The organism is Saccharibacillus kuerlensis DSM 22868 (genome assembly GCF_000378145.1).
Lineage (GTDB): Bacteria > Bacillota > Bacilli > Paenibacillales > Paenibacillaceae > Saccharibacillus > Saccharibacillus kuerlensis.
The window spans coordinates 67,742-83,846 of the sequence record NZ_KB899286.1 but is presented as its reverse complement, the minus strand read 5'-3'; the positions used below and the strand labels follow the sequence as shown (position 1 = coordinate 83,846).

The following is a 16,105-nucleotide window of genomic DNA, read 5'->3' as shown; positions in this document are numbered from 1 at the left end:
CGAATAACCGGCTTCATAGCAGAGGGAAGAAGGGGGGACTCGGATGAAACCGTCGAAAAAGTTAAATCTGCGCTTTGATTGGCCTTATCATTTCGTCACGCTGCCTCTGTCAATCGCAGTACTGATCGCTTCAATCGTCAATCTGGTACGGACTTCGCGTGAAGGAGAAGAACCGCTGCCCGCCTGGGTATTAATGGGGCTGGCTCTGTGCTTGTTTCTGGCCGTGACGATCATCCGGGTATATGCGACGAAGACTCAGGACCGGATCGTGCGGGCCGAAGAAAGTTTTCGCTATTATCGGTTAACCGGTCGTGAACTGGACAGCCGCTTAACCCCTGCACAGATCATTGCTCTGCGCAATGCGAGCGACAAAGAGTTCCCTGCACTGTGTACCCGCGCAGCTGACGAGAATTGGGACGCCAAACGTATCCGTTCTTCGATTCGAAAGTTTCGTCCGGACACGATGAGAATTTGAAGACAAGCCTAAGAAGTGATGAGGATTGGAACAGCCAGTTTGGCTGTGGATAAAGCTGATCAAGAGGAGTGCGGAAATATGCACTTCTCTTTTTTTGCGCTGAAATGATCCGGCGGCACAATCGCTTCTGGCGGACTATCAGAGCATCGCTTAGAATATGAGGAAAACGAATGGAACGGAAGTCGCCCAAAGTATGGAACAAGCGGCCCGTAAAAAGGAGTGGCACGGTTGAACGGAAGGATACTGATTGTCGAAGACGAAGAAAAAATTGCCCGGCTGCTGGAGATTGAGTTGGGTTATGAAGGTTATCAAACAGGACGGGCGGTTTCGGGGACCGAAGGGCTTGAAAAATACAGGGAAGGAAGCTGGGACCTGATTTTGCTTGACGTCATGCTGCCTGGACTCAGCGGTATCGAGGTACTGCGCAGAATTCGGGCCGCCGATCCGCTGACGCCGGTCATTCTGCTGACGGCGAAAGACTCTATTGAAGATAAAGTATCGGGATTGGATCTTGGGGCAAGCGATTATGTGACCAAGCCGTTCGAGATCGAGGAGCTTCTGGCACGGATCCGCTCGTCACTGCGTGTTCGCATGGCTGCTGGCGCTCGAGTTCGTGCTCAAGAAGAACTGATGGAACAGGTGCTGAGCGCCGGTAATTTGAGGCTGAACGAACAGACCCGCGAAGTCTTACGGGGAGAACGCCGCATCGATCTCACGCCGAGGGAGTTCGACCTGCTTGTCTTCCTTCTGCGCAATAAGCGGCAGGTACTGGGTCGGGAACAGATTATCCGGGAGGTATGGGGATATGATTACGCTGGCGATACGAACGTGGTCGACGTATATATCCGTTATGTACGCCGAAAGATCGACAGCGAAGAACAACCTGAGCTTATCCATACGGTTCGAGGTGTTGGTTATGTATTGAAGGAGTCTTCTTGAAATGCGATTGAAAAGCAAAATCTATCTGTATACTTCGGTGCTGTTTGCCATCCTGCTGACTGCGGTCTGCATATCGGTCTATATGCTGTTTGGACGTATGGCGATCGGCGACGAGACTCGGCGAATCGAAGCGGAAGCGCTGCTCATTGCCGATCGAGTCGCAAGCTCGGCTTCCGAGATCGCGCCGGACGATCTGCTGCGCGCCTATGTGCCGGCGGATGGAATGCTCAGAGTCGTAAGGCCGGACGGCACAAGTCTTCCTGCAGTTACTAACGGTGACGGCGATCCTTTTATTACGGAAGCTTATGAATATCGGGAAGATCTGAATAATGAACATCTAAGCGGAGGAGGTCACGGATATATCCGCGTGTCGGTTCCCGTCATTTGGTCGGATGGCGAGGTACGGAGTGTGCAGATCAGCCGAAGCATTGCCGATACGGAAGGAAGGCTGGCCGTACTGCGCACTGTACTGGCTCTGGTCGCTCTGCTCGCTATGGTTCCAGCCATTCTGGCCAGCGGCGTTCTGGCCAACCGGATTATCAGGCCGATCTCGGCGCTTACGGGTACTATGAGCGATATTCGGCAGAGCGGTACGTTTCGACAGATCGAGACGGGTCAGAAGCCGGGCGATGAACTGGCCGAGATGGAACGGACTTTCAATGAAATGATTGCGCTGTTGGAAACGAATTTCGAACGCCAGGAGCGCTTTGTTTCGGATGCGTCGCACGAGCTGAAGACACCGCTCACTATTATTGAGAGTTACGCCAATCTGCTTCGCCGCCGAGGACGCGAACGTCCGGAGGTGTTCGACGAGGCGGTAGATGCAATTTTGTCCGAATCGGTGCGAATGAGAGAGCTGACCGAGCGGCTGCTGCAGTCGGCTCGGCGTCCGGAAGCGGACACTCTGCAGCTGACGGAAGCGGATTTGGCCAAGTGTGTACGCGAATCCGCTTCTGTAATCTCGAAGGCATATGGACGCAAAGTTGAGGTGGAATCGGCAGAATTTGTGACGGTGACAACCGATGAAGCTAAAGTTCGTCAGCTGCTTTTTATCCTGTTGGATAATGCGCGCAAATACAGCGAGGAAAAAATTGAGGTGGAAACACTCGGAGGAAAAGGGCTGCCTGCTGTCATTCGTGTGAAGGACCGCGGAGTCGGTATTCCGGAAGCCGAGCTGCCGAAAGTATTCGACCGTTTCTATCGCGTTGATTCTTCCCGGACCCGCCAGACCGGAGGTTCGGGTCTGGGCCTGTCGCTGGCGAAAGATATTGCCGATGTGCTGAATATTGCAATCAGGATCGACAGCGAAGTCGGCAGAGGAACGACAGTAACGCTAACTTTCGCTCCAGAAGGCATACCGCCGCGGGTTTCCGAGAAGGAAGCCGGGCGATATGGACTTCTACGCCGAAGTGCACGTCATGATGGACGCCTCGAACAGCGGAAGGAGGAGGAAGAATGAAACGTATAACGGGCAGAACAGCAGCCGCTGCAGCGGTCGCGTCAGCAGCTGCAGCAGCGCTGATTCTATGGAGTCCCTGGGACGAGACATCCTCCGCCCTGACGCAGGAGCAGGCGAAGCAGCAGCTGCTGACACGCTACAGCGGACAAGTAGAGTCTGCCGAATTGGAGGACGGACATTACAACATGCTGCTGCGTACCGAAGCAGGCTTATATACGGTGGCACTTTCCGCCTCGGACGGACGAATCGAATCTATTCGAAGACTGGAGACGACGGAACAGATTCCCGAGATTCTGGATCGCATGCAGGTGAAGGAAGAGCTGGAGAGTCGGCAATCCGATACGGAAATTCAGAAGCTCGAATTGCAAACTCCGGCAGACGGAAGCCGTCCTATCTATGCAGCCGAACTGACGGATGCGCAGGGCCGCCGCTTGATCGTGGAAATCGACGCATACAGCGGAGACATTTTATCGGAAAAAGTGTCTCAACCGGCAGCTGTCGAAGGCGGCGAAGCCGCACCCAATCCTGAATCTCCTTCAGATTCTCCAAGCGAACCGGACAAGGAACCTGTAATCCAACAGCCTAAGCCGCCATCTGGTAGTTCCGCAGCTGGAGATAAGCAGCCAGGTCGATCGGACGAACCTGCAAGGCTGCTTACCGAGCAGGAAGCGCAGCGGATTGCGGAACAATCGCTGGCAAATACAGGCTCCACAATCGAAGACAGTGATGCAGACCTGCGCACCCAAGATGATGGACAAGCGTACTACCTGGTTGAAGTTGAATTGGCGAATGGACGAGAAGCCGCGGTGCAGATTAATGCGGTTTCAGGCACTGTGCTGTCGACTACCTGGAATGAAGACGATAACAAAGACGACAAAAGTAACAATATTGATGACGAAGATAGCGGCGATGATCAAGATGATAAAGACGACGAAGAAGACGGCGACAGCGACAGCGACGATTCTTAATTTCGCCAAGTGTCCCGACATGATGAACGAACCCTATTCGTTTTCTCATCAAATTCTAATGAAGCTCTCTTCGGGTTCTCAGATTGCGGGGTTAATCTATACATGTAGCGGGGCGGAAGGCTCTGCAAAACCGTAGAGAACCCAGAGGAGGAGAATGAACATGGTAAAACGCAAATTGATGATTGGCGCGGTAGCAGCCGCATTAACGCTTGGAGGTACGGCAGCACTGGCAAACGGGACTGGAACGAGCGGATCTGTCTCTAATCAGGCGAACTTGTCGGCAGGTACAGCGGGTGTACAGACTCAAAATGTGTCCAAAGCTGCAATGATCTCGCCGGAACAAGCCAAGGAAGCTGCGCTCAAAGCCCAGAAGGGCATAGTGGATGATATCGAGCTGAAGACCAAAAACGGAAAGAGCTATTACAAAGTCGAAATTGATCGGACCCAAGGCAGCGACGTAGACGTTTGGGTCGACGCGTACACGGCTTCCATTTTGAAAGTTGTGAACGATGATAATGACGACGACGGGGATCAGGCACGGAGCGGCAAGCAGAAATCCACTGTGTCGTCGGCAGTGAAGATTACTTCGGCTCAGGCGGGTGAAATTGCAGTGGATCAAGCCGGCGGCGGCAAGGTTACGGATATCGACCTCGACAAGGACAATGGACGTTATATTTACGAAATTGAAGTCAAGACGGCCAAAGGCGAAGCGGATGTCGAAGTTGATGCGGCAACCGGCAAAGTGCTGTCGTACGAGGAAGACTTCGACGATAACGGCGACAACGACGACAATGACGACAATGACTATGAGGATGATCAAGACGACGACTGATCGAAGCGAGAATACATGAATGTCTGATCCAAAGTAAAGCTTTAGCATCCGGAGCAAATAGGACTTTCACGATAGCTTCGAAGACCAGCCTTGGGCTGGTCTTTTTATTGAATTCTCGTATTTCCCTGTTTTTTGTAGACCTCGACATGGTAAGCTAATAACATGAGGAGAGCGAGCATATGGAAGAAATATTGCATATGCAAGCGGAAACTCACGATAGAAGAAAGAGGGAATACGGAATGACAAAAGGATGGAAATGGGCCCAAAGATTCGCACTTTCTGCAATGACCGCACTGCTGGTTGCTGCGGGATCGGCTGCAGCTGCACCTTCGACAAACGCAGCGGCTTCGCAGAAGGCGGATGTTTACTATATATCGGACAGAAATCTATACCGGGTCGGCACTGACGGAGGTGCTTCGCAGCTTCTGCGTCAGAACTTCGACGGTGAGGAATTGAAAGCGGCCGGCAGCTACATGTATTACATGTACGACGAGAATTCGACGACTCTGCTTCGGCTGTCGCTGACGGATTCCGGTGCAAAACCTTCCAATTTCGGCAAAGGCAAGCGCATTATTCATTTCGATACCAAAGGAAGTACGGTCTATGCCATGGACGATTCCGGGGTCCTTTATGCAGCGTCGACCAAGGCAGTGAAGCTGACTGATGGAATTAAGATCACTGAGATGGCCGATCCGAATTTCCCGGCTTTCAAGATTGTAGAGAATCGGATTTACTTCAATGCTCTGAAAGACGGCCGTACAACTTGGGTGGCTTCCAAAAAAATCGACGGCACGGGATCGGTACAGTGGATCGCTAAAGGTGCCCTGGACCATTCGTATTACGCCCGTACGGACAGCACTCGCTTATACCTGATGGTCAACACAGGTCCGCAGGAGCAGATATATTCGAAAGACTGCATGGTGCTGTACTCGCTGCCGAAAAAAGGCGGGACGGCAAAAGCGTTGAACGCCAAGGCTCCCATCGATGCCAACGCCGTATATTCCGGCGGATGGGCTAACGGTTATTACGCTTTTAATAAAGGCATTCGGCTCGATTCCAACGGCGATTACGACTATACCCAAGGTCAAGGTTATGTGATCAGCGCGGCGACAGGAAAAATAACGAAACTGCACAGCACGGGCATATACGAAATTGCAAATGTAGGCAAAAGCAGCTTGGCTTTCAACGATGCAGCAGGGAACGCTTACGTGGTCACTCTAGCCAATGGGAAAGTGACCAAAACGAAAAAGCTTTCTATAAACAGTGTCGGATATGTACGTAACCTGACAAACCAGGGTGCTGTGCGTTCAACAATGGTATTTGCCGAAAACGGCGCTTACTTACTCAACCCGGCATCGCTGACTCTCAAAAAAATGGTCGGCGTCGAATGGGATCTGTGCCAATATGAAGATGATGTGGCAGGGATCTTCTATGTGAACGCAGCAGACGGCGGCCGATTGTACTGGATGAATGAAGCCGGAACCAAGAGCGTTAAGCTGACGAATGGGAAAGTATCGGATATTGTGCTGATCGCGAAGAAGTAAGGGAGAATGAGCGTGTGTTCAAAATTACATTTTCCTAGAACCCTATTTATAAAAAGAACTGTGTTTATAAAAAGAGACGCTGTATCTGCAGTGTCTCTTTTTTATATGGATCGGTTTAAGGGAAATCCAAAAAAGTGTAAAAAGAAGATCGTGATTACGTAAACTCTGGGTAAAAAGGATCAAAGCTTCCGCGTCATTAGAAGGTTCTGCGGAAGAGAGGGGGAGACAAATGGGATATATCGATATGATTAATCTGCCAATGGAACTGGAGCATTTGTTCAGAGTGCTGCTGGCCGGAATCTGCGGTGGATTGATCGGTTATGAGCGCAAAAGCAGACGCAAGGAAGCTGGAACGCGTACGCATTTTATCGTTGCGGTAGGTGCGGCGCTGATCATGATCGTTTCCAAATACGGCTTTATGGATCTTGAGGGAAGGGACGGCGTGCAGATCGATCCGACAAAGGTCGCTTCAGGAATCGTAAGCGGGGTAGGTTTTCTGGGAGCAGGAATGATCTTTATGCGCAAGCAGACCATTAACGGCTTGACTACGGCAGCGGGAATCTGGGCAACGGCCGGAGTCGGAATGGCACTTGGTGCGGGACTTTATATACTCGGTATTGCGGTTACGCTGATTATTTATTTAACGCAGCTTGTTCTGCACAGCAATATAAAGGGGAAATGGATATCTTCTACCCAACGTCTCGTCGTCACGGTCCAGAATGTACCCGAAGCCGTACAGGAACTGAGGAAGGTGCTGGAGAAGCACGAGCTGACTATCGTTAACTTCAATATGGGTGAAGCAAAGGAAGGGAACCGGCTGCTGCTCGATATGGTCGTCCGTCTGCCGAAGGGAAAATCCGTCAATGAATTGATGACTCTAATGCAGGAAGAGAATCCAATCAAAAGTTTAGAAGTCAAATGATTTGGAAGTGAAATCATTTAGAATTGAAATCGTTCAGCAGTCAAATAAAAAGAAGGAGCAGGGATTATCCTGCTCCTTCTCTTATAAATTACTCGGTTAAATTACTCCGTAATCGTACCGTAAATCAGCGTAGGTGCTTCTGCGGTGTCCGCGATAGAGATTGCCGCGAGAATCTTCTCACGCACATTTGCCACGTCTTCGCTGTTGGCATGAATCGTAACGAGCGATTCACCTTCCTGAACGGCTTCGCCGACTTTTTTGTTCAGCATCAGACCGACTGCAAGGTCGATCTCCGATTCCTTAGTCGCACGGCCTGCGCCGAGCAGCATAGCGGCCACACCGATCTCGTCGGCAACAATTTGCGAGACGACACCCGAGCGGGGAGCCGGAACTTCGATCTTGTAAGCCGCCTGCGGCAGTCTTTCCGGATGGTCGACTACCGAAGCATCGCCGCCCTGATTCGCGAGGAAGTCGCGGAACTTCTCCAGTGCTTTGCCATTCGCAATCACTTCGCGCAGCTTGACTTCGGCGTCTTCGAGCGAAGAAGCTTTGCCTGCGAGGAAGACCATCTGGCTGCCAAGAGCCATACAGAGGTCTTCGAGATCTTTCGGGCCTTGTCCTTTGAGCGTATCAATCGCTTCCTGCACTTCAAGTGCATTGCCGATCGCCGCGCCAAGCGGTTGGCTCATATCGGAGATTACAGCCATCGTGCGGCGGCCGACATTGTTGCCGATCGATACCATCGCATGGGCCAGATCTTTGGAGCCTTCCAGCGTCTTCATGAACGCGCCAGCGCCCGTTTTGACGTCAAGTACGATTGCGTCAGCTCCCGCCGCGATCTTCTTGCTCATGATGGAGCTTGCGATCATCGGAATCGAATTGACGGTTGCCGTTACATCGCGCAGCGCATAGAGCTTCTTGTCGGCCGGCGTCAGGTTGCCGCTCTGACCGATAACCGCGATCTTGTGCTCGTTGACGAGCTTAACGAATTCTTCATTTGTAATCTCAACGTGGAAGCCAGCTACCGCTTCCAGCTTATCCACGGTTCCGCCTGTATGGCCGAGACCGCGGCCCGACATTTTGGCAACCGGCACGTCCAGCGCCGCGACCAGCGGAGCCAGTACAAGTGTCGTAGTATCGCCAACGCCGCCTGTAGAGTGCTTGTCGACTTTGACACCTTCAATAGCCGACAGGTCAATCGTATCGCCGGAATTAACCATAGCCATCGTCAGATCGGCACGTTCGCGATCCGTCATGTCTTTGAAGAAGACAGCCATTGCGAATGCGCTTACTTGATAGTCCGGAATATCTCCCTTGGTATAGCCTTCGATAATGAAGTTGATTTCCTCGGTGCTCAGTTCTTTACCGTCGCGTTTTTTCTCAATCAAATCTACCATTCTCATCATTGTATGCCTCGCTTTCGTCAAATGAATCCGGCCGGACTCGCACAGTGCGTGAACCCGACCGGTGTTTGTTGATAGGTATAGTAAGAGAAACGAGGAGCCGCCTGGCTCCCGCTCCGTGATCTTACAGAGTCAGAGCCGTTTCGAGCGCGACTTCCATCATGTCGTTGAAAGTGGATTGACGCTCGGCCGAAGTCGTTTCTTCACCGGTTAGGAGGTGATCGCTGACCGTCAGGATGGTCAGCGCGTTCACACCGAATTTCGCGGCGAGCGAGTAGAGGGCCGTCGTTTCCATCTCAACGCCGAGTACGCCGTGCTGCATCAGCTTGGTCGTAACTGTCTTATCATCGCGATAGAAGATGTCGGAGCTGAGAATGTTGCCGACATGGACGTTCAGTCCTTTTTCTACGGCACGTTCGTAAGCTTCCTTCAGCAGACCGAAGCTTGCGATCGGAGCAAAGTCAAAGCCCGGGAACGTGTTGCGGTTCATGCTGGAGTCGGTACAAGCTGCTTGTGCCAGAATGACGTCGCGGACGCGGACACTTTCCTGCATACCGCCGCATGTGCCGACGCGGATCAAGTTTTTGACGCCGTACTCGCTGATCAGTTCATTGGCGTAGATGGCAAACGAAGGGATACCCATGCCCGAACCTTGAACGGAAATGCGCTTGCCTTTGTAAGTGCCGGTGAAACCGAGCATGCCGCGGACCTGGTTGTAGCAGACAACATCTTCAAGATAAGTATCGGCGATGAATTTTGCTCTCAGTGGGTCGCCCGGGAGCAGGATGGTTTCGGCGATATCGCCGACTTTGGCTTCGATATGAACACTCATTGGATTAAAACCTCCGTTTTTGGATATGTGGGTGTTTGAGAGGCGCTGCGAAGCGGTCGGGCCTGCGATCGCCGCTGTATTCCTGTTTTTCGATTTAATTTTTATAAGGGGAAAACAGGAATACAGATGCGAACGCTTCGCTCCATCGGCTCTTTCCGCTTCTCCGCTGGTACGATGCGGAAAAGGTCGGTTTTTGCAGTCGCATTCCTTTTTGAGCAGAAGAAAGATTTACGCGGTGGAGCAGATAGGTCGGTTTCGTGTCAAGCATCTTGTACTTTCTACAAGCATTTTCCTCTGAAACAAGGCTTTGAAAAGGAAAAGTTGTAGTTTATGCAGGATTTTGAGATGTATCAAAGCTTTTTGGAGCAGGTAGAGAAAAAATGTTGTAAAAGCTGCAGCTTGATCTTATGAAATGCAGTTCAATGTGTATTAATACTGTAGTTTTTACAACTTGGATACTTTCTTTAGCAGACACTTTTCCATACCGCCTGTTTGAAAATCATTCGATTAGAATATTTTGGCTGCAGGATGACTGCAAGCTTCTTACTTCAGATCACCCAAGAAGCTGGTGCCGTATTCCGGCATCTTAACGCCAAAGTTCTCGGCCACAGTAGCGGCGATATCGGCGAATGTGCTGCGCAGAGGCAGCTGCTTGCCGCCGGCTGTGAAGCGCGGCGAGTAGGCGAGCAGAGGTACATATTCGCGCGTATGATCGGTACCGCGGTAGGTTGGGTCGTTGCCGTGATCGGCTGTGATGAGCAGCAGATCGTCTTCCTGCATTTTCGCAAATACTTCCGGCAGACGGGCGTCGTATTCTTCGAGCGCCTGACCGTAACCCTGAGGATCGCGGCGGTGGCCGAAGAGAGCGTCGAAGTCGACCAGGTTCAGGAAGCTGAGGCCGTTGAACGGCTTGTCGAGTTCCTCGACCAGTTTGTCCATACCGTCCATATTGGACACAGTGCGCACGGAACGGGTAACGCCTTCGCCGTCGTAGATGTCGGCAATCTTGCCGAGAGCGATCACGTCGAAGCCGCCGTCCTGCAGTTCATTCATCGTTGTACGACCGAACGGTTTGAGCGCGTAATCGTGACGGTTTGCCGTACGCTTGAACGCCCCAGGTTCGCCAAGGAACGGACGAGCGATGATGCGACCGAGCATGTACGGATCTTCCAGCGTAATCTCACGGCAGAACTCGCAGATTTCGTACAGTTCTTTCAAAGGAACGATTTCTTCGTGGGCAGCGACTTGAAGCACGGAGTCGGCCGACGTATACACAATCAGCGCGCCGGTCTTCATATGTTCTTCGCCCAGCTCATCGAGAATTTCCGTACCGCTGGCCGGCTTGTTGCCGATGACCTTACGTCCCGTATGCTCTTCGATACGCTGAATCAGCTCGTCCGGGAAGCCGTTCTCGAAGACGCGGAACGGCGTGTCGATATACAGGCCCATGATTTCCCAGTGGCCGGTCATCGTGTCTTTGCCGCGGGAAGCTTCCTGCATTTTCGTATAGTAGGCGAGCGGCGCTTCGGCTTTCGGTACGCCTTGGACCTCTTCAATGTTGGACAGGCCAAGTTTGGCCATGTTCGGCATGTTCAGACCGCCCATTTCGCGAGCGATGTGGCCGAATGTGTTGACTCCGAAATCATCGAACTCCGCGGCATCCGGCGCTTCGCCGATGCCAACCGAGTCCATCACGATCAGGTGAATCCGTTTAAATGTAGACATGGTTTATGCTCCTTTCGAAAAATCTTATTTTACACCCTAACGATTAAATGAACAATCCGACGATGATGGCGGACAGCATGCTGACTAGTGTCGCGCCGTACAGCAATTTGAGACCGAATCTAGCGACAACGTTGCCCTGCTTTTCGTTCAAGCCTTTGACCGCGCCGGCAATGATGCCGATCGAGGAGAAGTTGGCGAACGAGACGAGGAATACGGAGACAATACCGATCGTACGGTCGCTCAAGGTTCCGGCATCGATCAGTGTTTTCAGGTTGAGCATTGCGGCAAATTCGTTCGTCATCAGTTTGATGGCCATGATACCGCCTGCCGTAACAGCGTCGCTCCAAGGAACACCCATAACAAAAGCGAGCGGCGAGAACACGTAACCGAGCATAGTCTGGAACGAGATGCCGAAGATCGCGGCGAAGATGCCGTTAAGCATAGCAATCAGAGCGATAAAACCGATCAGCATGGCGGCTACAATAATTGCGACTTTAAAGCCGTCTATGATGTATTCGCCGAGCATTTCGAAGAAGGATTGTTTTTCCTCCTTCTCTTTCTCCTCATCCGGCATTTCCAGTATATCTTCTTCCGGCGATACTTTATAAGGGTTAATGATCGAAGCGATAATAAATCCGCCGAATACGTTGAGCGCGATTGCAGTAACGACATACTGCGGTGGAATCAGTGTCATGTAGGCGCCCACAATGGACATGGATACGGTAGACATGGCCGCAGCGCAGAGCGTGTACAGCCGCTCCTTCGGCAGCAAGCCGATCTGCTTTTTGATGGAGATGAAGACTTCGGACTGTCCAAGAATTACGGATGCAGCCGCATTGTACGATTCCAGCTTGCCCATTCCGTTGATCTTGCTCAGTACCAATCCGACAACATTAATGAAAAGAGGCAGAATCCGCGTATACTGCAAAATGCCGATCAATGCCGAAATGAAGACAATCGGCAGCAGAACGTTTAAGAAAAAGACGGATGCGCCTTCAGCGACAAGAAGCCCGCCGAATACGAAATTGACACCCTCGGCCGCATATTCGAGCAGCGTATTGAATGTTTCTGATATACCAAGGATTAGAAAGTTGCCAAACACCGTATTAAGCAGCAGGAAGGCGAGAAGCAGCTGCAGCACGATCATCACGGCCAGCGGACGGTAGCGAATAGCTTTTTTGTTGCTGCTGACAATAAAAGCGAGGCCGAATACAACGGCCAGACCGAGCAGCGCGATAAGAATATTCATAGATAGAGATCTCCCGAAAATTAGTTTTTAATTTTTAATATTATTGAAGCGTTTACAAAAATTGAGTAAGCAGGCAAGGGGGAACAAACGAAGAAAACTTGCCCGACCGAATCCGAAGAACGGCAGGGCAGTTGTTTTAGTTCGACTTGTCCATATCCTTGGCCTGAAAATAGCCTGGAAGCAGACGATCCATCGTCCATTCCTCCGTGTCACCGCTCAGATTGGTCAGGTAAATGAGCGTATGCTCGTCAGCGAATTCGGCGATCACTTGGCGGCAGGCTCCGCATGGGGAGACCGGGCCTTTCGTATCGGCAACAACCGCGATCGCTTCGATACGGCGAATGCCTTCGGAAGCGGCTTTGAAAATGGCGGTACGTTCTGCGCAGTTCGTCAGACCAAACGACGCATTCTCAATATTGCAGCCGGAGTATACGGTGCCGTCCGCCAGCAGAGCTGCGCCGACTTGAAAATGCGAGTACGGAACGTATGCGGAAGATCGTGCTTGTATAGCGGCTTCAATCAGGCTGTCTTTCATAGGGTGGCTCATTGAGTGGCCTCCTTCAATCGGATTCGGAAAGCAAGATTGGCAAGTTTAATGCTGTGAATTAGTACGAAGAATCGGATTGCCCGCCCTGCATAATTTTCACGCCGGAGCTTGCGCCGATGCGTGTAGCGCCGGCTTCGATCATCTTCTCCATATCTTCACGGCTGCGTACGCCGCCGGAAGCTTTGACGCCGAGGTCAGGACCGACGGTCTTGCGCATCAGAGCGATGTCTTCAGCTGTAGCGCCGCCTGTCGAGAATCCTGTGGACGTTTTGACAAAGTCGGCTCCCGCACGAACCGCCAGTTCGCAGGCCAGCACTTTTTCGTCATCGGTCAGCAGGCAGGTCTCGATGATCACTTTAACGATCGCTTTGCCCGAAGCTGCCTCAACGACCGCGCGAATATCGCGTTCCGCAAGTTCGGCATTGCCGCTTTTCAGCGCGCCGATGTTAAGAACCATATCGATCTCACCGGCTCCTTTTTCGATCGCGTCGCGAGTTTCGAACGCTTTTGTTTCCGGCGTTGATGCTCCCAGCGGGAAGCCGATAACGGTGCAGACTTTAACTTCGGTTCCGGCAAGGCGCTCAGCCGAGTAAGATACCCAAGTCGGGTTAACGCAGACAGAAGCGAATTTGTACGTTTTTGCTTCCTCAATCAATTTAGCGATCTCCGCTTCTACAGCGTCGGCGCGCAGCAGCGTATGATCGATCATGGATGCAAGATTCATCTTGGATCTCTCCTTCAAGTTCGGTTTAATCTCATCATAACATCTTTATGAACAAATGCAAAAGGGTTATTGAAATTTTGTTCATAAAGATGGACGTATGTTTTTTGAATGCATGCACGAACAAAAAAAGCCCGCTTGCAGACTTTTTGTCAGGGAAGACAAAAAAGTCGCAGCGGGCGAAAAAATGAGGATGTTGGCCGATCGTTCGCTCCGGTCGACAGACCGGCCGAGTAAACGTTTTATTTTTGTTTCTTGCCGGGCGGAGTCGGTTTGGGAGCTTTTACAGCCGTCTCGGTTTGTCCTGTGCTTGGCAGAGGAGCGGGCAGGATCGCCGCTGCCTCTTCTTTGTCCTGCATTTTTTTCCAACCGTCATAGTCATGTACGGCAATTCCGGCAAAAGAGGAGCTGCCGCTCACGAGCTGCTTGACGGCTGCAATCTGGCTGTTCAGGTAAGATGCGCCTTCTTCGTAAAAAGTGACTTGGGGCGTTTCCGACGACGGATTTGTTTCGACTGCGATCCGAACAGGCTTACCGAGTTGTTCGCCTTCCGCAAGTTCATTCTTTGCTACTTCGGCAATCTGCTCGGCGGAATCGCGATAAGCCATAATCGTGATGCCATCGAAACGACCGATCATCCAAGAGCTGAGCGTTCCCGATTCGCCAGGCATCGTATGTTCATCGAACCAAAACGGAATATCCGCTTCAATGGTCAGACCGAGATTCCTTGCGCCGGCGATCAACGAATCGATGTTTTCTTTCCAGGAAGTCAGCAGAGCCTCGCGTCCGCTTGTCCATTCAGGGAGCAGATACGGTTCCACGTCGATATGAATGCCCGAGAAAGCTTCGTTGGCTGCCGCAGAAGATTGATAATCGGCCAGCCAAGCGATCAAGGCCTCCGACGGACTGCGATCCAGTGCCCAGCGAGGCGCACCGTCCAGCGCGTAAACGCGAATGCCCTGCGCTGAAGCGCGGGCAATAAAAGAAGCATAATCCGATTTAACCATGTCTCGGTCAATTTGGAGGTACAGCGTCGTTACGTTGTTCGCAGCCGCAAAACGCAGCACATCATCGGAAGAAGTGCGAAGCAGCCAAGGATTCCAGAGCCATGTAGAGTATCCGCCTTGTTCACGCGCATAAGTGCTTGTCGTACCGAACGAACCTGCAGTAAATGCCAGAAGCAGGACCAAAATAAGGCAGCGGGAGAACTTGAAGCTTGTATTTATCATCGTATTCTTCACCTTTCGATTCATCCGCAAATCAGGTCCGGAATCGGCGGCCCGGCTGCCTTGGCCGCCCGGAGGTCGGCTGTAGGCCCGTGGCTTTGCGTCCTCGTCTTTCGGCGAGTTTGCCCTGAGCAGGATAAGAAGTGGGCGGCAGGAAGCGTTTTCCGTTCGCCAATTTGATAAAGCGTGTGCAATTTAATCTGCACACGCTTTATATCGGCAGAGGGGTCGTCAGATTCAATCCGCCAGCAGAGAAATAGCGGTAAATTGGTCCGTTACTAAAATATTCGCGTAGCGTCCAGTGAGTGCAGCGCGTATGGCCCGAATCTTACGCGGTCCTCCCGCAACCAGAATTGCTTTTTCTTTTCTCCGCAATTCCTCCAGGTCGATGCCTACGGTTCGCGCATTCACTTCCTCGCTGCAAATCTTTCCTTGGTCGTCGAAGAAACGGGAACAGATATCTCCCGCGCCTGCCGCCTGCAGCATCCGCCGCTGCTTGTCGTCAAAATACCCCAGTTTAAACAGCAGGGCATCTTCCTCGACGGTTCCGACAGTAAAGACGGCAACGTTGGCCTGTCGGCCCAGTTCGATAATGCGCTGGATATGGCGGTCTTCCTCCACCATTCGTTTTAACTCGAAACTGTCGAAAATCACGGGTAGAGGCAGATAACGGGCAATGGTGCCGAATGCTTCCGCAAACAGATTGGCCGTTTCTGCAGCATAAGTAGGAACTTGCGAGTGGCTGACTCCGCCTTTGAGCTGAACGATTTCGACACCCCGTACGGGCTTGTGCTTTAACGATAGGGCCAGTGCATGCATAGTCGTTCCCCAGGTGATTCCGATAATGTCTCCATCTTGAATGGTTTCTTCTAAATATTCCGCGGCTGCAGCTGCAACGCTCTGGCGAATTTCACGGTACTCGTTCTGCGGCGAATAGCAGACTCGGGCAGCTTGGAGTCCGAAGCGGCGAGCCAGTTCCGCCCCCAATGCGTCGAGATCTTCAAGCGGATCGGAAATGCTGATGCGAACAAATCCATTTTCTTTGGCGTACTGAAGCAGCCGCGAGACAGTCGGGCGCGAGACGCCGAGTCGAACCGCGATGTCCTGCTGGCTGTAATCAGACAGGTAATACAGCCGGGCAGCTTCAATACTGAGCCGTTGTCTGTCCAGATCGATTTTTTCCGTCATGGTCGTCCCCTTGATTTTTTACGCTCATTATACGTGCCTTGCAGCAGGTCTTCAAATCAATGGAAGGCCAGGGAG

At 51.9% G+C, this 16,105-nt stretch carries 15 protein-coding genes and 1 riboswitch; of the genes, 7 read left to right on the top strand and 8 right to left on the bottom strand.

Features of this window, described 5'->3' with window-relative positions; all coding sequences use genetic code 11:
• The first annotated feature begins 43 nt into the window (after nucleotides 1–43).
• The 7 genes from F456_RS0112080 (at nucleotide 44) to F456_RS0112050 (ending at nucleotide 7,139) form a co-directional block, all read left to right on the top strand.
• Nucleotides 44–475 (top strand): DUF6526 family protein, encoded by a 432-nt coding sequence (locus tag F456_RS0112080; protein ID WP_018977294.1) that lies wholly within the window; start codon nucleotides 44–46, stop codon nucleotides 473–475.
• A 228-nt stretch (nucleotides 476–703) separates the two neighbouring features.
• On the top strand, nucleotides 704–1,414 hold the full coding sequence (locus tag F456_RS0112075; protein WP_018977293.1) for a response regulator transcription factor: 711 nt from the start codon (nucleotides 704–706) through the stop codon (nucleotides 1,412–1,414).
• A gap of 1 nt (nucleotide 1,415) precedes the next feature.
• Nucleotides 1,416–2,873, top strand: a complete 1,458-nt coding sequence (locus F456_RS0112070; protein ID WP_018977292.1) for a HAMP domain-containing sensor histidine kinase — start codon at nucleotides 1,416–1,418, stop codon at nucleotides 2,871–2,873.
• Complete coding sequence (locus F456_RS23635; RefSeq protein ID WP_018977291.1) at nucleotides 2,870–3,841, top strand: PepSY domain-containing protein; 972 nt, start codon at nucleotides 2,870–2,872, stop codon at nucleotides 3,839–3,841. Before F456_RS0112070 ends, F456_RS23635 begins: the two co-directional genes overlap by 4 nt.
• Nucleotides 3,842–4,001: 160 nt before the next feature.
• Entirely contained in the window at nucleotides 4,002–4,673 is a 672-nt protein-coding gene (locus F456_RS22485; RefSeq protein WP_018977290.1) for a PepSY domain-containing protein, read from the top strand.
• Between the two features lie 239 nt (nucleotides 4,674–4,912).
• A complete protein-coding gene (locus F456_RS0112055; RefSeq protein WP_169577841.1) occupies nucleotides 4,913–6,217 on the top strand; it encodes a DUF5050 domain-containing protein in 1,305 nt (434 codons plus the stop codon).
• A 229-nt stretch (nucleotides 6,218–6,446) separates the two neighbouring features.
• Nucleotides 6,447–7,139, top strand: coding sequence for an MgtC/SapB family protein (locus F456_RS0112050; RefSeq protein WP_018977288.1), 693 nt, complete (start codon nucleotides 6,447–6,449; stop codon nucleotides 7,137–7,139).
• A gap of 101 nt (nucleotides 7,140–7,240) precedes the next feature.
• Here F456_RS0112050 and F456_RS0112045 read toward each other — a convergent pair whose 3' ends face one another.
• The 8 genes from F456_RS0112045 to F456_RS0112010 form a co-directional block, all read right to left on the bottom strand.
• A complete protein-coding gene (locus F456_RS0112045) occupies nucleotides 7,241–8,542 on the bottom strand; it encodes a pyrimidine-nucleoside phosphorylase (RefSeq protein WP_026293844.1) in 1,302 nt (433 codons plus the stop codon).
• Nucleotides 8,543–8,666: 124 nt separating this feature from the next.
• Nucleotides 8,667–9,374: a purine-nucleoside phosphorylase gene (gene deoD / locus F456_RS0112040; RefSeq protein WP_018977286.1), complete on the bottom strand. Its 708-nt coding sequence runs from the start codon at nucleotides 9,372–9,374 to the stop codon at nucleotides 8,667–8,669.
• A gap of 543 nt (nucleotides 9,375–9,917) precedes the next feature.
• Complete coding sequence (deoB, locus tag F456_RS0112035) at nucleotides 9,918–11,099, bottom strand: phosphopentomutase (protein WP_018977285.1); 1,182 nt, start codon at nucleotides 11,097–11,099, stop codon at nucleotides 9,918–9,920.
• A 43-nt stretch (nucleotides 11,100–11,142) separates the two neighbouring features.
• On the bottom strand, nucleotides 11,143–12,348 hold the full coding sequence (locus F456_RS0112030) for a NupC/NupG family nucleoside CNT transporter (RefSeq protein WP_018977284.1): 1,206 nt from the start codon (nucleotides 12,346–12,348) through the stop codon (nucleotides 11,143–11,145).
• A gap of 136 nt (nucleotides 12,349–12,484) precedes the next feature.
• On the bottom strand, nucleotides 12,485–12,883 hold the full coding sequence (locus F456_RS0112025) for a cytidine deaminase (RefSeq protein WP_026293843.1): 399 nt from the start codon (nucleotides 12,881–12,883) through the stop codon (nucleotides 12,485–12,487).
• A gap of 70 nt (nucleotides 12,884–12,953) precedes the next feature.
• Entirely contained in the window at nucleotides 12,954–13,619 is a 666-nt protein-coding gene (gene deoC / locus F456_RS0112020) for a deoxyribose-phosphate aldolase (protein ID WP_018977282.1), read from the bottom strand.
• Between the two features lie 239 nt (nucleotides 13,620–13,858).
• The gene (locus F456_RS0112015; RefSeq protein ID WP_018977281.1) at nucleotides 13,859–14,845 is read right to left on the bottom strand and encodes a hypothetical protein; all 987 of its coding nucleotides are present in this window, start codon (nucleotides 14,843–14,845) and stop codon (nucleotides 13,859–13,861) included.
• A gap of 42 nt (nucleotides 14,846–14,887) precedes the next feature.
• Nucleotides 14,888–14,979: riboswitch (cyclic di-GMP riboswitch) on the bottom strand.
• A 100-nt stretch (nucleotides 14,980–15,079) separates the two neighbouring features.
• A complete protein-coding gene (locus tag F456_RS0112010) occupies nucleotides 15,080–16,018 on the bottom strand; it encodes a DNA-binding transcriptional repressor DeoR (RefSeq protein ID WP_026293842.1) in 939 nt (312 codons plus the stop codon).
• Nucleotides 16,019–16,105 lie beyond the last annotated feature (87 nt).